Genomic DNA, 19732 nt, shown 5'->3' with positions numbered 1-19732 from the left:
CGGCATGCGGTACATGCAGCAAGCGCATATCGATGCTTCCCGCTTCGCCTCCGATCCATGCCTCGGATGTGGATCGGCGTGACGACGCGTCCCGAGAATTGCGCGCTGCGTGCCATTCGTCAAGGCCCCCAGGACAGCGAAGATCACCATACCCGGCCGCAACCGCTGGACAAGGAAGCTGCGGGAGCAACGCCGAAGGGCGATCACCCGCACGGGTGATCGCCCTTCGGTACAGCTGTCCACAAGGCGGCACACGGCCGCCCGTGAGCCTTCCTGGGCCCTGCTGGGAGCGGCCCCGGAGAGACTCAGTGGGTCACTTGACCTCGACCGAGGCGCCGGCGCCCTCGAGGGCCTCCTTGGCCTTCGCCGCGGCGTCCTTGGCGACCTTCTCGACGACGGCCTTGGGGGCGCCGTCGACCAGCTCCTTGGCCTCCTTCAGACCCAGCGAGGTCAGCTCACGCACGACCTTGATGACCTGGATCTTCTTGTCGCCGGCACCGGTGAGGATGACGTCGAACTCGTCCTGCTCGGCCTCGGCCTCGGCGCCCGCGCCACCGGCACCCGGGGCGGCGGCGACGACGGCGGCCGGAGCGGCAGCCTCGACGTCGAACTTCTCCTCGAACTTCTTCACGAAGTCGGAGAGCTCGAGGAGGGTCATGTTCTCGAACTGCTCCAGCAGGTCTTCCTGGCTGAGCTGCGCCATGATGGCGGTCCTTCCACTAATGCGGCTGATGCCGGTATGAACATGTAGGCGGACGTACGCCTCTCGGCGGCACGTCACTGCGGGCGCACCCGCTGGGCCGAGCCGTACTGCTACTCGGCCTCGACGGGAGCCGGCGTACCGGCACCGCCCTGCTCGACCTTGTCGCGAAGCGCGTCCGCGGTGCGGACCATCTTCGTGAGCGGGGCCTGGAAGGTCGCCGCGGCCTTCACCATGGACGCCTTCATGCCACCGGCCAGCTTGGCGAGCAGCACCTCGCGCGGCTCGAGGTCCGCGAGCTTGTTGATCTCGGCAGCCGACATCGCGCTGCCGTCGACGATGCCGCCCTTGATGACCAGGGCGGGGTTGTCCTTGGCGAAGTTGCGCAGACCCTTCGCCGCCTCGACCGGGTCACCGGTCACGAAGGCGACGGCCGACGAGCCCTGGAAGTACTCGTCGAGCTCGTTGATCCCGGCCTCCTTGGCCGCGATCTTGGTCAGCGTGTTCTTCACCACTCGGTACTGAGCGTTCTCACCGAGAGAACGGCGCAGCTCCTTCAGCTGCGCCACACTCAGACCGGTGTACGCGGTCACGAGGGCGGCGCTGGAGTCGCGAAACTTGTTCGTCATCTCCTCGACAGCTGCGACCTTGTCAGGTGCGACCTGGTCCTTCGCCATGAGCCTCGGCCTCCTTCCGGGTGATCTGGACCGCGGGGGGAGGGGCTGTGCAAAACGAAACGCCCCGGCGCAAGGCGCACGGGGCGATACTCGACCGGACGGAATCCGGGAGCTCATCCACACGCCTACGCGGGTCGTCCGCAGCTAGCGGACCTTCACCCGGCACACCCCGGACGGGGCATACCGGAAACCAGCGGTCTTTGGCTTCTGGGTGAGCCTACGCGAACGGTGGCGAGGGCGGCAAATCCGCCTCCCGCCACCGCGGCGGACCGGGCCGGTCAGGCCCAGGTCCAGTGGCTCAGCTCACGTCCTCGAAGGGGACCGTGTCGCCCTGCGGGGGCTCCTCGACGGTGACGTCCGTGCCGTAGTCGGCGTAGTAGACGGTGGAGTCGTAGGCACCGGACGAGCCGTTGCTGCTCTTGGCCGTCTCCTTCTTCTTCACCAGCAGGTTGTCCCCGTCGATCCACAGATCGATCTTCTCGGACTCCATGCCGGCCTGCTCCAGCTGGTCCTGGAGGCCTTGGAGCTCCTCCTCGCTCAGGTCCTTGGACTGCATGCGGGCCAGCTCGGAGACGTCCACCGTGCCGCTGTAGTGGGTGGTCTCCTTGCCGCGCACGGTCTCGGTGCCGACCTTGTCCACCTTGCCGGTGGCCAGCAGCAGCTGGACGGAGCGGGCGGGGTTGTTGTTCTGCATCTGGTCCTTGATGAAGGCACCCGAGGGGCCCGCCTTCTCGGCCAGCGTGTCGTAGTCGTACTTGATCCAGTGCTTGCCCTTGCCCGCCGTGGACGCGAACTCGTCGCCCATGTTCATGAACATCGCGTCGGCCGTGTAGCGCGCCTTCATCGGCTTGCCCTCGGTCGGGGTGCCCTTGACGAGGCCGCCCTGCTGCGTGATGTCCATGTTGCCGGTGGTGCCGCCCTCGGCCCAGCTCAGCTCGCCCTCCATCGTCGAGGACGTCGTGCCCTGCGGAGTGCCCTGCTTGGTGGTGCCGTCCACCTTCGCGGACTCCTGCTTCTCCGTCTGGTCGGAGGCCTTCTTCAACGCGGCCAGCGGCGAGAGGTCGGCAGCCTTCTTGTCCGAGGACCCCTTGTCCCCGCCGTCGGCGGTCTCGCTGCCGCAGGCCGTGAGGCCCGCCATCATGACGACACCCGCCGCGAGAGCGGTGATTCGAGTCCGATGCACGGAAACCCCCTGAAGGTCGGTGCGTGAGCCCGGCTGTCGGGCTGCGTGCTGTGCTGTGTTGCCCTTTATATATCTCTTAACCGCGGGGACGATCGGCGGCTGGTGCCGGGTTCCCCTTGACCGCTGCCATGTGAGGCGGGTCACACCGAGAGGGTGGGCGCAGCGAGACCGGGCCCGCCCTCCTGGGAGAGCGGGCCCGGCCCGGTGTGCCTTTCGCCCTGCCGCGTACCCACCGCGGCTGCCGTGACCGCAGGTCAGACGGCGGCGGGGTCTTCCTCGCTGAGCAGGTTGCGCAGCCGGTTCCCGTCGAACGGGATGCCGGGGCCCATCGTGGTGCTCAGAGTGGCCTTCCTGACGTAGCGGCCCTTGGCGGCCGACGGCTTCAGGCGGTGCACCTCTTCGATCGCGGCGGCGTAGTTCTCCACGAGGGTCTTCTCGTCGAACGACGTCTTGCCGATGATGAAGTGCAGGTTCGAGTGCTTGTCCACCCGAAACTCGATCTTGCCGCCCTTGATGTCGGTGACGGCCTTGGTGACGTCCGGGGTGACGGTGCCGGTCTTCGGGTTCGGCATCAGACCACGCGGACCGAGCACGCGGCCGAGGCGGCCGACCTTGCCCATCAGGTCCGGGGTGGCGACGACGGCGTCGAAGTCGAGACGGCCCTTGGCGACCTCGTCGATCAGTTCGTCGGAGCCGACGATGTCGGCGCCCGCGGCCTCCGCTGCCGCAGCACGGTCGCCGGTCGCGAAGACCAGGACCCGGGCGGTCTTGCCGGTGCCGTGCGGGAGGTTCACGGTGCCGCGGACCATCTGGTCTGCCTTGCGCGGGTCGACACCCAGGCGCAGGGCCACCTCGACGGTCGCGTCGAACTTGGACGAGGAGGTCTCCTTGGCCAGACGGACGGCCTCGAGCGGGGCGTACAGCTTCTCCCGGTCGATCTTGGCGTCCGCGCTGCGGAGGTTCTTGCTGCGCTTCACTACTGCTCCTGACGATCACGCCGCGCGGCTGGCGCCGCGAGGCGGGGATGGAGTCGTGGTGCGGGCCTGCGCGCGGCCCTCCCACGTTGCTTCTGAACTGCGTCCAACGAGGCTGAGGTCAGCCCTCGACCGTGACGCCCATGGAACGCGCGGTGCCCGCGATGATCTTCGAGGCGGCGTCCAGGTCGTTCGCGTTCAGGTCGGGCATCTTGGTCGTGGCGATCTCGCGCACCTGGTCGCGGGTGAGCTTGCCGACCTTGTTGACGTGCGGCTCGCCGGAGCCCTTCTCCAGGCCCGCGGCCTTGAGAATCATCTTGGCGGCCGGCGGCGTCTTGGTGATGAAGGTGAAGGAGCGGTCCTCGTAGACCGTGATCTCCACCGGGATCACCCAGCCGCGCTGCGACTCGGTCGCCGCGTTGTACGCCTTGCAGAACTCCATGATGTTGACGCCGTGCTGGCCCAACGCCGGGCCGACCGGCGGAGCCGGGTTCGCCGCGCCGGCCTGGATCTGGAGCTTGATCAGCCCCGAGACCTTCTTCTTCTTGGGAGGCATGCTCTCTCCGGGTCCTAGTGAGAGGTGATTCAGCCGCCGTCGGGCCGCGGCGGCACGCGGGCGTCCGATGGACGCCCGGGGAAACCGTCAGCCAGATGGAGGCATACCGCACCACGATAGCGGGTATTGCGGCGCGGTCGGAAATCGGGGCGGCCCCGCAGGGCGCGAGGGCGCACGCAGAAGGCCCCCGGCGACCGGTTTCCCGTCCGCGAGGGGCCCGCTTCGGCGCCTGCGGCGCACAGCGCGCCGCAGGCCGGGGCTGCTCTGCGCAGCCGGCGCTTCTAGTTCTTCTGGATCTGGTCGAAGCTCAGCTCGACCGGGGTCTCCCGGCCGAAGATCTCGACCAGGCCCTTGACCTTCTTCGAGTCGGCGTTGATCTCGTTGATCGTCGCCTGGAGGGTCGCGAACGGACCGTCCGTGACCGTCACCGAGTCGCCCACCTCGAAGTCGAGGACCTGCACCTCGACCCGGCGGCCGGGGCCGCCCACCGGCTTGCCCTCGGCGTCGGTGGCCGCGGCCTTCGCGGCCTTCTCCTCGGCCTCCGGGGCGAGCATCTTCACGATCTCGTCCAGCGTGAGCGGGTAGGGGTCGTAGGCGTTGCCCACGAAGCCGGTGACACCCGGGGTGTTGCGGACGACGCCCCAGGACTCGTTCGTCAGGTCCATGCGCACCAGGACGTAGCCCGGGAGCTTGTTCTGCCGGACGGTACGGCGGTCGCCGTTCTTGATCTGGACGACCTCCTCCTGCGGCACCTCGGCCTGGAAGATGAAGTCCTCGACGTTCAGCGAGACGGCGCGCTGCTCGAGATTGGTCTTCACGCGGTTCTCGTAGCCCGCGTAGGTGTGGATCACATACCACTCGCCCGGCAGGAAACGCAGCTCCTCGCGGAGCGCGACGACCGGGTCGACCGGCTCCTCGGCGCCGCCCTCGGCGGCTTCGTCGGACTCATCGGCGGCTTCGGCTGCCTCGTCGTCACCCTCGGCCTCGGCCTCGTCGCCGTCCTCGGCGGCTTCGTGCGCCTCTTCCGGCTCGCCCGCCTCGGTGCCGACCGCCTCCGTGTCGCCGTCGTCGCCCGGCTGCGCGCTCCGCTCGGTGTCGGTCGGGGCGGCGGCCTGCGCCTGGTCGACACTGTCGTCCGCCGCTTCAACGATGCCGCGCGCGGTGTCGTCGCCCTCTGCGGACTGGACGGTGTCGTTCAGGTTCGGGTCAGACACGGTGGCTGCTTCTTCCTGGCTTCTCGGGTCGAACATGCGGTGGCTGCACTGCGGGGCACATGCTGTAGCTCGCCAGCCTCCGCGGCAGGACTCAGCCGAAGACGAACTTCATGACTTCGGAGAATCCATAGTCAATCACGGTCACAATCCCGATCATGATGACGACGAAAATGATCACAACAGTCGTGTATGTCGAGAGCTGGTTCCGCGACGGCCATACGACCTTACGAAGCTCCGCGACGATCTGTCGGTAGAAGAGCGCAAGGCGCCCGAGAGGGCCCTTCTTGCCGCGCTTGCCTCCGCGCCGGGGCTTGTTGTCGTCCGACGACCGTCCGGGCTCGGGGACCTCGATGGAGTCCGTGATCTCCGTCACTCGTCCTCACCTGATCCGGGTCGTGGCCATGCGGCGTCCGGCCCGGCCGCACGGCGGTGCATTTCAGTACGTACGCAAGCACACATCATAACGGCAAATGTGTAGCAGGGCCGGAGGGACTTGAACCCCCAACCGCTGGTTTTGGAGACCAGTGCTCTACCAATTGAGCTACGACCCTTTGTATCTCCCCAACCTACCGCATCCGTGCGGCTGCATGGAGTGCGCAGCACAGAACAGTCGATCAGGGCCAACGACGTAGGAGTGTACGTGCTCCGCGCCCCTCCGTCGAACAGGTAGCGGCGCCCGGCGCCGGGCGCCGTCCGCGAATCCCCGGTGCCGGCCGGTCCGGCCGTCTGGGAACATGCCTGTATGACCGCTGCCACGCCACCTGCACAGTCTCCTACCGAACGACGCGTATCGGCCCGCATCGGGGCGATCTCCGAGTCCGCCACGCTGGCCGTCGACGCCAAGGCGAAGGCCCTCAAGGCCGCCGGGCGCCCGGTGATCGGCTTCGGCGCGGGCGAGCCGGACTTCCCGACGCCCGACTACATCGTCGAGGCGGCCGTAGCGGCCTGCCACAACCCGAAGTTCCACCGCTACACCCCGGCGGGCGGCCTGCCCGATCTGCGCTCCGCGATCGCGGAGAAGACGCTGCGCGACTCCGGCTACCAGGTCGAGGCCGCCAACGTCCTGGTCACCAACGGCGGCAAGCAGGCGATCTACGAGGCCTTCGCCACGCTGCTCGACCCGGGCGACGAGGTGATCGTCCCCGCTCCCTACTGGACCACCTACCCCGAGTCGATCCGGCTCGCGGGCGGCGTCCCGGTCGACGTCGTCGCGGACGAGACCACCGGCTACCGGGTGAGCGTCGAGCAGTTGGAGGCCGCCCGCACCGAGCGCACGAAGGTGCTCCTGTTCGTCTCCCCGTCCAACCCGACGGGCGCGGTGTACACCCGCGAGCAGGTCGAGGAGGTCGGCCGCTGGGCCGCCGAGCACGGCCTGTGGGTGCTGACGGACGAGATCTACGAGCATCTGGTCTACGGGGAGGCGGAGTTCCACTCCCTCCCGGTGGTGGTGCCGGAGCTGCGCGACAAGTGCGTCGTGGTGAACGGCGTGGCCAAGACGTACGCCATGACCGGCTGGCGGGTCGGCTGGGTCGTCGGCCCGGAAGACGTGGTCAAGGCCGCCGCCAACCTCCAGTCGCACGCTACGTCGAACGTGAGCAACGTCGCGCAGGCCGCCGCCCTCGCCGCCGTCTCCGGCAACCTGGAGGCCGTGTCCCGGATGCGCGAGGCGTTCGACCGCCGCCGCCGCACGATGGTGCGCCTGCTGAACGAGATCGACGGCGTCCTGTGCCCGGAGCCGGAGGGCGCGTTCTACGCCTACCCGTCGGTCAAGGCGCTGCTCGGCAAGGAGATCCGCGGCCGCCGGCCCGCCACCTCGGTGGAGCTGGCGGAGCTGATCCTGGAGGAGGCGGAGGTCGCCGTCGTGCCGGGCGAGGCGTTCGGCACCCCGGGCTACCTGCGGCTGTCCTACGCGCTGGGCGACGACGACCTGGCGACGGGTGTCGGCAGGATTCAGAAGCTGCTCGCCGAGGCGCGCGACTGAGGGCACGGCTGAGCGCGGGACCTGAGCGCGGACCGGCGCGGTTCCGCCCCCGGGCCGTCCGTACGTACGGGCGGCCCGGCACCCGTTCGGTGAACCGGCGCACCCGCGGCCCGCGGTGTGCAGCAGGATCGACGGGACCGGCCCGGCCAGCGTGCCGGGCCCGATCGCGGCGGGCCGCCTTCTCCCACGGCGCCCCGCTCAGCGGACTACGGAGGGTCGATGGGGACGGTTCGTGACATCCGGCTGCTGCCGAAGGCCCACCTGCATCTGCATTTCACCGGCTCGATGCGGCCCGGCACCCTGCTGGAACTGGCCGACAAGTACGGCGTGCACCTGCCGGACGCGCTCAAGGGCGGCGAGCCCCCCAAGCTGCGCGCGACGGACGAGCGCGGCTGGTTCCGCTTCCAGCGGCTGTACGACATGGCGCGCTCCTGCCTGCGCGCGCCGGAGGACATCCAGCGGCTGGTGCGGGAGGCCGCCGAGGAGGACGTCCGGGACGGCTCGCGGTGGCTGGAGATCCAGGTCGACCCCACCTCGTACGCGCCCCGGCTGGGCGGGCTGATCCCGGCGCTGGAGATCATCCTGGACGCGGTGGACGCCGCCCGCCGCGACACCGGCCTCGACATGCGGGTGCTGGTCGCGGCGAACCGCATGAAGCACCCGCTCGACGCCCGTACGCTGGCGCGGCTGGCGGTGCGCTACCGGGACCGCGGTGTCGTCGGTTTCGGGCTCTCCAACGACGAGCGGCGCGGCTTCGCCCGTGACTTCGACCGCGCCTTCGCCATCGCCCGCGAGGGCGGTCTGCTGGCGGCGCCGCACGGCGGCGAGCTGTCCGGGCCCGCGAGCGTCCGCGACTGCCTGGACGACCTGCACGCGGCCCGGGTGGGCCACGGGGTGCGCTCTGCGGAGGACGCCCGGCTGCTGTCCCGGCTCGCGGAACGCGGGGTGACCTGCGAGGTGTGCCCGGCCTCCAACGTCGCGCTGGGCGTGTACGAGAAGCCGGAGGACGTGCCGCTGCGGACGCTGTGGGATGCGGGGGTGCCGATGGCGCTCGGCGCCGACGACCCCCTGCTGTTCGGCTCGCGGCTGGCGGCGCAGTACGAGATAGCCCGGGACGCCCACGGCTTCACCGACACGGAACTGGCCGAGCTGGCCCGCCAGTCGGTGCGCGGCTCGGCGGCTCCGGCGGCCGAGCGCGCCGCGCTGCTGGCGGCGATCGACGACTGGCTGGTGACGGCGCCCTGAGCGGGCGCGGCGCGCGAGGCGGCACGGTACGCGCACGCGCACGCCCGGCGCGCGCCCGCGGTCTCACACCGCGCAGCCCACCGTCACCGGCTCGTTGACCAGCGTCACCCCGAACGCCACGCGCACGCCCTCACGCACCTCGCGCGCCAGCCCGAGGAGGTCCTCCGTCGTGGCGTGGCCGCGGTTGGTGAGCGCGAGGGTGTGCTTGGAGGAGATCCGGGCGGGCCCCTTCCCGTAGCCCTTGCCGAAGCCCGCCTTGTCGATCAGCCAGGCGGCCGAGGTCTTGATCCGCCCCTCCCCCGCCGGGAAGGCGGGGGCCGCCGTGCCGGGCCCGAGCCGCTCGGCGACGCGGGCCAGGAACGCGGCGTGCTCGGACTCGGTGAGCACCGGGTTGGTGAAGAAGGAGCCCGCCGACCAGGTGTCATGGTCCTCCGGGTCGAGCACCATGCCCTTGCCCGCGCGGAGCTTGAGCACCGTCTCGTAGGCGTCCGCCGCCGGGACCCGCTCGCCGGGCTGGACGCCCAGCACGCGGGCGGTCTCCGCGTACTTGAGCGGGGCCGACAGCCCGCCCGCGTCCTCCAGCGCGAAGCGGACGCGCAGCACGACATGGCGGTTCGGGTACGCCTTGAAGCGGCTGTGGCGGTAGGAGAACCCGCAGTCCGCGCGCGCGATGGTGACCGTCTCGCGGGCGCGGCGGTCGTAGGCGACGACCTCGGTGAGGGTGGCGGCGACCTCCTGGCCGTACGCGCCGACGTTCTGGATGGGCGTCGCGCCCGCGGAGCCGGGGATGCCCGCCAGGCACTCGATGCCCGCGAGCCCGGCCTCGACGGTACGGGCGACGGCCGCGGACCAGTTCTCGCCCGCGGCCAGCTCCAGGCTGGTGCCGCGCAGGTGGAAGCCGGTGGTCGCGATGCGCAGGGCCGTACCGCGGAAGCCCTTGTCCGCGATGAGGAGGTTGCTGCCGCCGCCGATGAGCAGCAGCGGCGTACCCGTGTCGTCCGCCTCCCGTACGGCGGCGACGACTTCGTCGTCCGTGGTGGCCGTGCGCAGCCGGGTGGCGGGGCCGCCGAGCCGGAAGGTCGTCAGGGGGGCGAGGGGGGCTTCGTGGAGTTCCTGCACGTGCTCAAGAGTACGGCCGCGGCCCCGGCGCGCTGTGGCGGGCGCTGCCGGGGCCGGACGGCGGGGCGGGCGTGGCCGGGCCCGCCCGTCAGCGGCCGGCGGGCACGGCTGCCGCTGCCGCCGCGGGTGCCGGGTCCGGGGTCCGCCCCGCGCCGTCGCCGCCCTGCTTCCGGCGGGCCGGGCGCGGCACGAGCAGCGCGGCGACGGCGGACAGGGCCAGCGCGGCGGTGCCCACCCACAGGGCGGGGACCAGTCCGTCGACGAAGGTCTCCGGCGGCCCGTAGCCGCCGCGGGAGGAGAAGACCGAGGCGAGCACGGCGACGCCGAGGGTGCCGCCGACCTCCCGGAGCGCGTTGTTGGCACCGGAGGCGATGCCCTGTTCCGAGTCGCGCACCGAGCCCATCACGAGCGAGGCGACCGGGGCGAAGAACATCGCCATGCCGGTGCCGCTGACGACGAAGGCGGGGACTTGGGCGGCGTACGAGAGGTCCGGCTCGGCGATCAGCGCGAACCAGCCGAGGCCGGCGGTCATCAGGGCCAGCCCGGTGGCGACGATGACGCGTCCGCCGAAGCGGTCCGAGAGGATTCCGGCGAGGGGCGCCACCACCATCGGCACCGCGGTCCACGGCAGCATCCGCAGCCCGGCCTCCAGCGGGGAGTAGCCCTGGACGAGTTGGAGGAACTGGGCGAGCAGGAAGATGGAGCCGAACATGCCCAGCGACATCAGCAGGCTGGCCGCGTTGACGGCGCTGAAGGCGCGGGAGCGGAAGAGGCGGAGCGGCAGCATGGGCTGCGCGACGCGCCCCTCGTAGCGCACGAAGGCCAGCAGGAGCGCCGCGCCGGCGGCGAAGCCGAGCAGGATCTGCGGGCTGGTCCAGCCCTGTGCGTTGCCGCGTACCAGGGAGAGGACGATGCCGAAGAGAGCGAGGCTGGCCAGCACGGTGCCGAGGACGTCGAGCCGGGTGCCGGGCCCGCGGCTCTCCAGCAGGCGGGCACGGGCGAGCGGGATCAGGGCGAGGCCGATCGGGACGTTCAGCCAGAAGATCCACTGCCAGGAGATGTGTTCGGTGACGGCGCCGCCGATCAGCGGGCCCATCGCCACGGCCAGTCCCTGGACCGCGCCCCAGGCGCCGAAGACGGCGCCTCGCCGGGCGGCCGGGGTGGCGGCGGAGAGCAGGGTCAGGCTCAGCGGCATCAGCAGGGCCGCTCCGGCGCCCTGCGCGGCGCGAGAGGCGATGAGGCCGCCCAGGCCGGGGGCGAGCGCGGCTGCCGCGGAGGAGGCGGTGAAGAGGGCGGTGCCGAGGATGAACATCCGGCGGCGGCCGAAACGGTCGCCGAGGGCGGCACCGAGCATGAGGAGCACCGCGAAGCTGAGGGTGTAGGCGTTGACGGTCCATTCGAGGTCCTCGATGCCGCCGCCGAGGTCCTCGCGGATGGCGGGCAGCGCCGTGGTGACGACGAGGTTGTCGAGGGCGGCCATGAAGCTGGCGAGGCCGGTGACGATCAGTGCCCACAGGGCGCTGCCGCGCGAGGGTACTGGCTGGTTCATCGGGATCGGTCCTCCGTCCCCCGCCGGGGTGGCGGGCTGGGTCGTAAATGAGTTATCAGTCACTAACTTTTGCGGCCGACAAAAGCGCCGGAGCGGCCCGGCACCCCGTCATCCGGCGCGGGCGTCCGGCTCCGCGCCGGCCGCGCCGGCCGCGTCCCCGGGTTGGGGCTGGGTCTGGGGCTGTGCGGACTCGTAGAACCCCGACCAGACCCGATGCTCGGCCGGAAACCCCATCAGCATCAGCGTGTTGATGAGCATGCCGTACCCCAGGAACTGCGTGGTCTCGTTCGGGTCCGCCCCCAGCCGCAGATAGACCGCGTCCCAGATCTCCAGCCACGCGGCACGGATCTGACGGCCGGTCTCGTGGTCGCCGGAGCGCCCGGCGGCGGCCACCGCGACGTACGCCTGACCCTGGATCAGCAGCACGTCGGGGTCGGCGGAGATCAGCCGCTGGTACGCAGTGCCCATCGCCTGCACCGGGTCCTCACCCGGGGGCACCTCGCGCCCCGCCTCGTCCAGCACCTCGCGGACCTTCTCCATCGCCCGCTTCACGGCGGCGAGGAAGATCGCCTGCTTGCCGGGGAACAGCCGGAAGAGATACGGCTGGGAGACGCCCACCCGGCGCGCGATGGCCTCCGTCGACGTGCCGTCGTAGCCGCCGCGCGCGAACTCGGCCAGCGCCGCCCGGATGACGCTCTCGCGCCGCTCTTCCGCACTCATCCTTGCCATGGGAGTAAGTTAGTGTCCAATCACTACCTGCGTCAAGCGGCCGTGCACAGGACCGTACGCACGCCAGCAGCCGCGCATACGAGAGGGGCCGCACGCGCCCGGCGCGTACGACCCCCGTCCGCCGCGCTCAGGCCAGGGCGACCACGGCGCGGGACATGCCCAGCACCTTCTGCCCGCCGCTCTTGGCGACCAGGTCGACCCGCACCGTGCGCGCCTCGTCGTCCAGCTTCGCGGCGACCTGCGCCGACACCTCGATGGTCGCCCCCACGCCGTCGTCGGGCACGACCACCTGGCGGATGAAGCGCACGCCGTACTCCCGTACGGCCGCCGGGTCGCCCGTCCAGTCGGTGACGACCCGGACAGCCTCGGCCATGGTGAACATGCCGTGCGCGATGACGTCCTCCAGCCCGACCTCCACCGCGTACCGCTCGCTCCAGTGGATGGGGTTGAAGTCCCCCGACGCGCCCGCGTACCGCACCAGCATGGCGCGATCGACCGGGAAACTCTGCGCGGGCAGTTCGGTGCCGACCTCGACGTCGGCGTACGCGATCTTCGCGGTCATCCTCGTCAGCCCTCCTCGGCGCCGCGCGCGACCAGCTTGGTGTACGCGGTCACCACCAGTTCGCCCGCTCCGTCGTACACATCGCCCCGTACGTCCAGGACGTCGTGGCCCGCGAGGGACTTGATCGACTCGATGGTGGAGGTGACCGAGAGCGTGTCACCCGCATGCACCGGGCGCGTGTAGACGAACTTCTGGTCGCCGTGCACCACCCGGGTGAAGTCCAGGCCGAGCTGCGGGTCCTCTATGACCACGCCGGCCGCCTTGTACGTGATCGCGAACACGAACGTCGGCGGCGCGATCACGTCCGGGTGGCCCAGCGCACCGGCGGCGTCCGGGTCCGTGTAGGCCGGATTGCCGTCACCGATCGCCTCGGCGAACTCGCGGATCTTCTCCCGCCCCACCTCGTACGGCCGGGTGGGCGGATACGTCCGCCCGACGAACGACTGATCGAGCGCCATCGCTCAGCTCCCTCCTGATCATTGGCTACGCGTGCCCGTGCAAAGAAACGAGGCCGCCCCCCGAAAATCGGGGACGGCCTCGCTGACGAACCGAGTTATCGCGTCTCGCGGTGCGCAGTGTGCGAGTTGCAGCGCGGGCAGTGCTTCTTCATCTCAAGACGGTCCGGGTTGTTACGCCGGTTCTTCTTGGTGATGTAGTTCCGCTCCTTGCACTCCACGCATGCCAGCGTGATCTTCGGGCGGACGTCGGTGGCAGCCACGTGAGTGCTCCTTGACGGAATAGGACGAGGTTCAACGCAGGAAGAGTAGCCGATCGGAGGACCGACCCCACAATCGGCTACTTTAAGTGAAGTAGCGGTGACCGGACTTGAACCGGTGACACAGCGATTATGAGCCGCTTGCTCTACCGACTGAGCTACACCGCCACGATGCGAAGACCTCCACCGAGCGGTGGAGGACCTCACGCACCAGAGCCCCAAAACGGAATCGAACCGTTGACCTTCTCCTTACCATGGAGACGCTCTGCCGACTGAGCTATTGGGGCGAGCGATGAAGACATTACACGTTCGGCGGCCGAAGGTGAAATCCGTATCGGCCCGCCCGTGTCCGGGCATTGGTACCCGGCGCCGCCACCGCGCACACCACGCCGGTACGACTATTCCGCTCCTCCCGGACGCCGTCCGCCCGGGCCCTTACCCTCGACTCACTCTGCGTGATCTCGATCATCCGCCGACCGTGGGGAGCCCGATGTCCGACAGCCAGCCGCAGGAGCCGAGACACCCGGACCACGGCACCGCCGCCACCGAGACCGCCGCCCTCCTGCTGTGCGGCGCCCGCCTCGCCGACGGCCGCACCGTGGACGTGCGCCTGGTGGACGGGCGCATCGAAGCCGTCGGCACCGCGGGCAGCCTCGCCTGCGGCGGCCTCGCCCCCGCACCCGCCGCCGCCCGGCTGCCCTCCGAGGACGCCCGCGTCGACCTGTCCGGCTACCTGCTGCTCCCCGCACCGGCCGAACCGCACGCGCACTACGACACCGCGCTCACCGCACTCAGCGCCGGAGCACCCGGCGCCGACGGCCCGCCCTCCAGCGACCCGCACGAGACCCAGCGCCGCACCACCGAGGCCGCCCTCCTCCAGCTCGGCCACGGCGCCACGGCGCTCCGCTCCCACGTACGCATCGGCGACGTCGCCGGGCTGCGCTCCCTGGAGGCCGTGCTCCAGGCCCGCCGGGCGCTGCGCGGGCTCGCCGACCTGACCACCGTCGCCGTGCCCCGAGTGCTGACCGGGCTGGCCGGGGCGGAGGACCTGGCCATGCTGCGGGACGCGGTGAAGATGGGCGCGACCGTCGTCGGCGGCTGCCCTGACCTCGACCCCGACCCGGGCGGCTACGTCGAGGCGGTCCTGGAGGTGGCGGCCGAGCACGGCTGCGCCGTCGACCTGCACACCGACGCCGACGACCCCGCCCGCCTCGCCCGGCTGGCCGCGGCGGCGGGCGGCCTGCGTCCCGGCGTCACGCTCGGCCCCTGCGGCGGCCTGGCCCGGCTGCCGCACGAGACCACCATGCGCGCGGCCGACCAGCTGGCCGCCGCCGGGATCGGCGTCGTCGCCCTCCCCCAGGGCAGCTGCGGCACCCTGGAGCGCCGGTTCCCCTCCCGCGTCGCGCCCGTACGGCTGCTGCGCGCCGCCGGGGTCCGGGTCGCGGCGGGCAGCGGCGCCCTGCGGGACGCGTCCAACCAGGTGGGCCGGGGCGACCCGCTGAGCGCGGCCTACCTGCTCGCCTCCTACGGCGAGGCGCACGCCGTCGCCGCCTACGACCTGGTCAGCGTCCGTGCCCGCGCCGCCATGGGGCTGCCGGAGGTGCGGGTGGAGGCGGGCTTCCCGGCCGAACTGCTGGCCGTACGGGGCACGAGCATCGCGGGCGCGCTGTCGCTGGCGTACAGCAGGATCGTGGTCCACCGGGGCCGGATCGTGGCCCGGACGAGCGCGGTCCGCGAGTACTGCGACTCCGCCGCCGCGGCCGAACTCGACCTGCCCCGCCAGTCGCAGGGTTGACCGCCGGCCCCGGGGGCGTACGGTCGGGGCATGCGCACAGTCATCGCCGGTGGACACGGCCAGATCGCCCTCCGCCTCGAACGCCTCCTCGCCGGACGCGGCGCCGCCGTCGCGGGCCTGATCCGCGATCCGCAGCAGGCCGGGGACCTTCGCGCGGCGGGCGCGGAGCCGCTCGTCTGCGACCTGGAGTCCGCCTCGCCCGAGGAGGTCGCCGGCCTGCTGGCGGGCGCGGACGCCGCGGTGTTCGCGGCCGGGGCGGGGCCGGGCAGCGGCGTCGCGCGCAAGGAGACGGTGGACCGGGACGCCGCCGTCCTCCTCGCGGACGCGGCCGAACGCGCGGGCGTGCGCCGCTTCCTGATGGTCTCCGCCATGGGCGCGGACGAGGAGCCGCCCGCCGGTACGAACCCGGTCTTCGCCGCCTACCTGCGCGCGAAGGGCGCCGCCGACGCCGCCGTACGGGCGCGTACCGCGCTGGAGTGGACCGTCCTGCGCCCGGGGGTGCTGACCAACGACCCCGGCACCGGGCTGGTGCGGCTGGCGGAGCACACCGGCCACGGCGAGGTCAGCCGGGACGACGTGGCGGCCGTCCTGCTGGCGCTGCTGGACGCGCCGGGCACCGCGGGCCGCACGCTGGAGCTGGTCGGCGGCGCCACGCCGGTGACGGAGGCGGTGGCCGCCGCCGGGGGCTGACCCGGCCACCGCGGGCCGACGCCGGCCGCCGGGGGCCGACGCCTGCTCAGCGGCGCCCGGTCAGTCCGTGCCGCTGGGCACCACGCAGTCGGGCGGCTGCGGCTTCCCCTCCGGCCAGCCCAGCCCCGCGAACTCCACCTTCCGCGTCCCCGGGTCCAGTTCGACCACCGCCACCGGCTTGTCGTACGGATTGCCGCCGTTGGTGAGGCAGATCCAGCCGCTCGCCCCGGCCACCCGGTACGCCGACTCCAGCCGCGCCCACTGCGCCGAGACCCGGTCCAGCGGCGGCACCGTGCCCGCCGTCTGCGAGTTGGCCAGGAAGACGGCCTTGGCGATGGTGCGGACGCCGTCGTGGACCATCATCGTCCGGGAGTCCTGGAGCTCCACCGGGCCGATGTCCCCGCCGGGCCGCTTCCCGATCACCTCGCGCAGCGCCCGCAGCTCCTTCTGCGGCTCCGTCAGATACGCCGGCGGCTCCCCGCCCCCACCCCGCTTCGCGTGGGCGCGCAGCTCGCGCTCCCAGGAGTCGGGATGCGCGGGCGCCGTGTACTGCACGGTGACGGTGGGTTCCTTCGAGCCGTCGCCCTGGAGGCGCTCCCAGTCGCCGTCCTTGAAGTAGCGGTCGAGCGTGGCGGCGCCGGACCCGCTGACCACGGTGTACCGCTTGCCGTGGCACGGCGTGTCCGCCAGCTTCAGCGCGAACAGCCGCAGGTGGACGGGCCGCCCGGCGAAGTAGACGGTGTTGGCGGACGACTGGCAGATGCTGAGGCTGATGGTGGTGAAGTCGTTGGCGGTCTCCCCCGCCTCGTTGATACCGGGCGACTCGAAGGGCTGGTCCTTGGGGCCCGCCGGGCCCTTCTCGTCCCGGCTGAACGCCTCGGCGAGCGACTCGACGTAGATGTCGTTCGGGCGGATGTCCCGGACCAGCACGGTCTCCTGGTCGCTCAGGTTGCCGTGGAAGTCGGCCAGCGCGGCGGCCTGCTGCCGGTTGGTCGGGGCGATCCGGGCCAGCCCGTCGAAGGCGGGGCGCTCGCCGGTACGGCCCTCCGCGTTGGCCAGCCCGTCGGCGCTGACCCGGCTGGCGAGCACCGGGATGCCCAGCTCGTTGGTCAGCCGGGCGATGGCCCGTTCGGTGTGCCGCAGGCTCAGGTTGAAGCCGGTGACGGCGCGCAGGTTGTGCCGGGAGTCCGCCATCGTGGCGAGTGCGTCGACCACCTTCGCCTGCTGGCGGTAGTCGGCCCCGGGGTTGGCCAGGACGAGGCGCAGCAGCGGCTTCTCCTCCGTACGGTTGGACCGGTACTGCGCGAGGTAGGCGCCCTGGAGTTCGCTGCGCAACTGCTTGCGCTCGGCGGGATGGTCCGGCTCCAGCGGCAGCATCACCGCGACGGTGACGTGCGGCTTCCCGGCGACCCGCGCGTTCTCCTCGGCGATGGCGCGGCTGACCGCGGTGATCTCCGGGGTACCGAAGTCGTAGCCGGAGCCGTTGACGCCGATGCACTCCCCCTCGCTCTTCGCGACGCCGTCGGCGCAGGCCGCCGGCTGCGACGCGGGCCAGGTGAGGTAGCCGGCGACGGCCACGGCCAGCACGAGGAGCGCCGAGAGCGCCTTGCGTATCCGGTTGGACAGGAAGGTGCTGTAGAGCCAGTCCCTGATGCGCGTGAACACGCCGTTCCGCAACGCTGTCTCCTCTAGCCGATGTGCCGCGTGCACGCGCAGCGAAGTAGGGGTTCCTTGTGCTGGGCGAGGCTGGTCCAGGTGCGGGCCCGGTGCGTCAGCACCTCGGCCCCGTGCGGCGACTCCTCGCTGAGCCGCTCCAGCAGCCGTCCCAGTACGGGGGCGACCGCGTCGTCGGGCGGCATGGCGGGGTCCTGGCAGAGCCACACGGCGTGCAGCAGCCGCTCGACGCGGCGGCGCAGGGCGTCGCCCTCCGCCGGGGCCTCGCCGAGCGCGCGGGCGCGCCGCTCGTCGGTCCCGCCGCCCGTGGGGAGTCCGGGGACGTCCGCCACCGCCAGCAGCTCCGCGCACCACTGGGCGGTGTCCCGTACGGGCAGGCCGCCGACCAGGTAGTCGGTGACCGTCGCGGCGTCGCCGGAGGCGAGCCGGTGGTGCATGCGGTGCGCGGCGGCGGTGCCGAAGAGCGGGTCGGGGTGGTCGTCGCCCAGTGCGCGGTAGTGCTCCTCGGCCAGCGCGTGGTCCTCGTGCAGGAGCCCGGCGCCGGCCTGCCGGGCGTGGAGCCGCCGCGTCAGGAGGTGGCGCAGGCCGAGGTCGCCGATGAAGTGCCGGGGGCAGTGCGGCCAGCCGCTGTCCTCCAGCAGGGCGGCGATGCGGTACGCGGACAGCCGCTCGTCCCGCCCCTCCTGGCGGGCGCGCATGAGGACCTGGGCGCAGTCGGCGTCGTGTGCCACCGAGAGGTGGCTGAGCAGGTCCAGCCAGTGGTCGCGCTGCTCCGGCGGCAGCTCCTCGGGGAGCTGCCGCACGATCAGCTCGTCCAGCAGCAGGTCGCCGACGGGGCGCTCCGGCCCGTCGTCGCCGGTGCGTACGGGCACCTCCAGCAGCTGCCAGTCGGTGCGGGTCTCCGCGGCCCGCAGGAGGGCCGTCGCCTCGGCGAGCCGGGTGACGAACAGCGGGCGTCCGCCGGCCATCCGGCGGACACCGCCCTGCATGCGCAGCAGGGACGCGCTGCCGTCCTGGCGGCGCAGTTGGAAGCGGGCCGTCTGGTCGTTCTGCTGGTCGCGGGTGAGCAGCGGCATCCGTACGAGCAGGACGCCGCGCGAGAGCGGTGCCCGGCCGGCGGTCCGCGGCGGCGGGCGGGTCCAGGACGGCAGCCCGCCGTCCACGGGCTGCCACTCGGCGGGTGCCGCGGGGTCGCTGTCACCGGCGAGGTGGAGGAACGGGCCGCCGTCCGCGCGGCGGGCGGTCGCGAGGAGGACCAGCCGGTCGTGGTGCCCGGCTTCGCGGTCCTCCAGGACGGGGGTGATCAGCCGGCGGCCCAGCGGGTTGTCCGCGCGGTCCAGCAGCAGGGCGGGTCTGCCCACCCGTGACACGCGGCCCCGCAGCGAGCTGTAAGCGGCCTCGATGTCCTCGCGCAGGGCCCGGAAGAGGAAGCTCTCGGCCGTCTGGCCGGCCTCGCCGCCCTGCTGGAAGTCGGCGGCCAGCGCGCGCAGGCCCTGCTTGGGCTGGCCGCCCGCGTCGACGTACTGGCCGTAGCACCGGGTCAGCGCCGCCTTGCCGTCCTTCGAGGTCCCCTCGATGAGCCCGTCGACCAGGGCGTGCACCAGCGGCACGGCCAGCGAGCCGGTCACCAGGGCGCCGAGGTAGCCGAGGTAGCTGCGGACCGCGCGGTTGAGCACGCCGTTCCAGAAGGAGCCCGAGGGCAGCAGGTCGTCGTGGCGGCGCACCTCGTCCACCAGGGCGGCCGTGCTGGCCCGACCGCCGCTGGCCGCCACCACGGCCAGCCCGGCGTAGAGCCGCGGGGTGTCGATGGCGCCGCCGTGGCCCTCCCAGGCGCGCAGCTGGAGGGCTATCTCCCGCAGGACCTCGGTGGTCTCCGAGCGGGTCTCGGCGTGCTGGGCGGCGTCGTTGCGGTACTTCTCGGCGGCACAGTCGATCTGCGCGGTGGGCACGTGCGGGCCGAAGCCGTCGCGGACGCAGCGCAGCAGCCGTCCCTTGCCCATGCCCGGTCCGCCGACGAGCAGCACGACGGGCAGGTCGGTGCCGAAGAGGAGTTTACGGTTGCGCCCGGACCTGGTCCTGCCGAGCAGCCGGGCAGCGAAACCCTCGTCGTCGAGCAGCTTCTCGAAACCGAGGTCATCAGGCACGAGCCCCCCGAGCGTGTCCGTCCGAACCGTCCGAACTGACGGACGCGTGATGACACGTCAGATTAGTGGAGTGCCGGGCGGTACGGCAGGGGAACCGGGGAGGGAATGTATGCGCACGCGCACGGGACCAGCACGGACGGACACATGAAAGCGGCCCCGCCCGCGCGCACGCGGAGGGGGCCGTTTCACATCCTGTGGCGGCGCCAGGATTCGAACCTGGGAAGG

The 19732-nt window shown here is 72.0% G+C and carries 18 protein-coding genes, 3 tRNA genes and 1 pseudogene; 4 read left to right on the top strand and 18 right to left on the bottom strand.

The window, feature by feature from the left end:
- Positions 1–313: 313 nt before the first annotated feature.
- From rplL to H299_RS0116195, 8 genes are all read right to left on the bottom strand, one after another.
- Positions 314–703, bottom strand: a complete 390-nt coding sequence (rplL, locus tag H299_RS0116230; RefSeq protein ID WP_027749249.1) for a 50S ribosomal protein L7/L12 — start codon at positions 701–703, stop codon at positions 314–316.
- A gap of 110 nt (positions 704–813) precedes the next feature.
- Complete coding sequence (rplJ, locus tag H299_RS0116225; RefSeq protein WP_027749248.1) at positions 814–1377, bottom strand: 50S ribosomal protein L10; 564 nt, start codon at positions 1375–1377, stop codon at positions 814–816.
- Positions 1378–1675: 298 nt separating this feature from the next.
- A complete protein-coding gene (locus H299_RS0116220; protein ID WP_037759317.1) occupies positions 1676–2560 on the bottom strand; it encodes an SCO4651 family lipoprotein in 885 nt (294 codons plus the stop codon).
- Positions 2561–2814: 254 nt separating this feature from the next.
- A complete protein-coding gene (gene rplA, locus H299_RS0116215; protein WP_027749246.1) occupies positions 2815–3537 on the bottom strand; it encodes a 50S ribosomal protein L1 in 723 nt (240 codons plus the stop codon).
- A 118-nt stretch (positions 3538–3655) separates the two neighbouring features.
- Entirely contained in the window at positions 3656–4090 is a 435-nt protein-coding gene (gene rplK / locus H299_RS0116210; RefSeq protein WP_027749245.1) for a 50S ribosomal protein L11, read from the bottom strand.
- Between the two features lie 281 nt (positions 4091–4371).
- Complete coding sequence (nusG, locus tag H299_RS0116205; RefSeq protein WP_027749244.1) at positions 4372–5304, bottom strand: transcription termination/antitermination protein NusG; 933 nt, start codon at positions 5302–5304, stop codon at positions 4372–4374.
- Positions 5305–5395: 91 nt separating this feature from the next.
- On the bottom strand, positions 5396–5677 hold the full coding sequence (secE, locus tag H299_RS0116200; RefSeq protein ID WP_027749243.1) for a preprotein translocase subunit SecE: 282 nt from the start codon (positions 5675–5677) through the stop codon (positions 5396–5398).
- Between the two features lie 105 nt (positions 5678–5782).
- Positions 5783–5855: transfer RNA gene (locus H299_RS0116195), tRNA-Trp, on the bottom strand.
- Between the two features lie 191 nt (positions 5856–6046).
- Here H299_RS0116195 and H299_RS0116190 point away from each other — a divergent pair.
- Both H299_RS0116190 and H299_RS0116185 read left to right on the top strand, forming a co-directional pair.
- The gene (locus H299_RS0116190) at positions 6047–7285 is read left to right on the top strand and encodes a pyridoxal phosphate-dependent aminotransferase (protein WP_027749242.1); all 1239 of its coding nucleotides are present in this window, start codon (positions 6047–6049) and stop codon (positions 7283–7285) included.
- Positions 7286–7504: 219 nt separating this feature from the next.
- Positions 7505–8530, top strand: coding sequence for an adenosine deaminase (locus tag H299_RS0116185; RefSeq protein ID WP_027749241.1), 1026 nt, complete (start codon positions 7505–7507; stop codon positions 8528–8530).
- A gap of 63 nt (positions 8531–8593) precedes the next feature.
- Here H299_RS0116185 and H299_RS0116180 read toward each other — a convergent pair.
- From H299_RS0116180 to H299_RS0116145, 8 genes and pseudogenes are all read right to left on the bottom strand, one after another.
- Positions 8594–9709: pseudogene (locus tag H299_RS0116180) on the bottom strand (UDP-N-acetylmuramate dehydrogenase); the annotation flags it as partial.
- Positions 9710–9737: 28 nt separating this feature from the next.
- A complete protein-coding gene (locus tag H299_RS34535; protein ID WP_037759311.1) occupies positions 9738–11198 on the bottom strand; it encodes an MFS transporter in 1461 nt (486 codons plus the stop codon).
- A 108-nt stretch (positions 11199–11306) separates the two neighbouring features.
- Positions 11307–11927, bottom strand: coding sequence for a TetR/AcrR family transcriptional regulator (locus tag H299_RS34530; RefSeq protein WP_051262537.1), 621 nt, complete (start codon positions 11925–11927; stop codon positions 11307–11309).
- Positions 11928–12054: 127 nt separating this feature from the next.
- On the bottom strand, positions 12055–12489 hold the full coding sequence (locus H299_RS0116165; protein WP_027749239.1) for a MaoC family dehydratase: 435 nt from the start codon (positions 12487–12489) through the stop codon (positions 12055–12057).
- A 5-nt stretch (positions 12490–12494) separates the two neighbouring features.
- Positions 12495–12947: a MaoC family dehydratase N-terminal domain-containing protein gene (locus tag H299_RS0116160; RefSeq protein WP_027749238.1), complete on the bottom strand. Its 453-nt coding sequence runs from the start codon at positions 12945–12947 to the stop codon at positions 12495–12497.
- A gap of 95 nt (positions 12948–13042) precedes the next feature.
- Positions 13043–13207, bottom strand: a complete 165-nt coding sequence (rpmG, locus tag H299_RS0116155) for a 50S ribosomal protein L33 (protein WP_003956487.1) — start codon at positions 13205–13207, stop codon at positions 13043–13045.
- Between the two features lie 92 nt (positions 13208–13299).
- Positions 13300–13372: transfer RNA gene (locus H299_RS0116150), tRNA-Met, on the bottom strand.
- Between the two features lie 46 nt (positions 13373–13418).
- Positions 13419–13491: transfer RNA gene (locus tag H299_RS0116145), tRNA-Thr, on the bottom strand.
- A 203-nt stretch (positions 13492–13694) separates the two neighbouring features.
- On the opposite strand from H299_RS0116145, the gene H299_RS0116140 reads away from it, so the two are divergent.
- On the top strand, positions 13695–14999 hold the full coding sequence (locus H299_RS0116140) for a hydrolase (protein WP_027749237.1): 1305 nt from the start codon (positions 13695–13697) through the stop codon (positions 14997–14999).
- A 30-nt stretch (positions 15000–15029) separates the two neighbouring features.
- On the top strand, positions 15030–15689 hold the full coding sequence (locus H299_RS0116135) for an NAD(P)H-binding protein (RefSeq protein WP_027749236.1): 660 nt from the start codon (positions 15030–15032) through the stop codon (positions 15687–15689).
- A gap of 60 nt (positions 15690–15749) precedes the next feature.
- Here H299_RS0116135 and H299_RS0116130 read toward each other — a convergent pair whose 3' ends face one another.
- Together H299_RS0116130 and H299_RS0116125 are read right to left on the bottom strand one after the other, a co-directional pair.
- The gene (locus tag H299_RS0116130) at positions 15750–17366 is read right to left on the bottom strand and encodes an ABC transporter substrate-binding protein (protein WP_486587300.1); all 1617 of its coding nucleotides are present in this window, start codon (positions 17364–17366) and stop codon (positions 15750–15752) included.
- An 11-nt stretch (positions 17367–17377) separates the two neighbouring features.
- Positions 17378–19507: a hypothetical protein gene (locus H299_RS0116125; protein WP_027749234.1), complete on the bottom strand. Its 2130-nt coding sequence runs from the start codon at positions 19505–19507 to the stop codon at positions 17378–17380.
- Positions 19508–19732: the final 225 nt, after the last annotated feature.

Source organism: Streptomyces sp. CNH287, assembly GCF_000424825.1.
This window is presented reverse-complemented; position numbering and strand designations above follow the sequence as displayed.

Excerpts from the sequence above, each read along its gene's own strand:
- H299_RS0116140 (WP_027749237.1), top strand. The coding sequence starts at position 13,695 with ATGTCCGACAGCCAGCCGCAGGAGCCGAGACACCCGGACCACGGCACC.
- rplL (WP_027749249.1), bottom strand. The coding sequence starts at position 703 with ATGGCGCAGCTCAGCCAGGAAGACCTGCTGGAGCAGTTCGAGAACATG.
- H299_RS0116190 (WP_027749242.1), top strand. The coding sequence starts at position 6,047 with ATGACCGCTGCCACGCCACCTGCACAGTCTCCTACCGAACGACGCGTA.
- rplJ (WP_027749248.1), bottom strand. The coding sequence starts at position 1,377 with ATGGCGAAGGACCAGGTCGCACCTGACAAGGTCGCAGCTGTCGAGGAG.
- H299_RS34535 (WP_037759311.1), bottom strand. The coding sequence starts at position 11,198 with ATGAACCAGCCAGTACCCTCGCGCGGCAGCGCCCTGTGGGCACTGATC.
- H299_RS0116160 (WP_027749238.1), bottom strand. The coding sequence starts at position 12,947 with ATGGCGCTCGATCAGTCGTTCGTCGGGCGGACGTATCCGCCCACCCGG.
- rplK (WP_027749245.1), bottom strand. The coding sequence starts at position 4,090 with ATGCCTCCCAAGAAGAAGAAGGTCTCGGGGCTGATCAAGCTCCAGATC.
- H299_RS0116185 (WP_027749241.1), top strand. The coding sequence starts at position 7,505 with ATGGGGACGGTTCGTGACATCCGGCTGCTGCCGAAGGCCCACCTGCAT.
- H299_RS34530 (WP_051262537.1), bottom strand. The coding sequence starts at position 11,927 with ATGGCAAGGATGAGTGCGGAAGAGCGGCGCGAGAGCGTCATCCGGGCG.
- H299_RS0116165 (WP_027749239.1), bottom strand. The coding sequence starts at position 12,489 with ATGACCGCGAAGATCGCGTACGCCGACGTCGAGGTCGGCACCGAACTG.
- H299_RS0116135 (WP_027749236.1), top strand. The coding sequence starts at position 15,030 with ATGCGCACAGTCATCGCCGGTGGACACGGCCAGATCGCCCTCCGCCTC.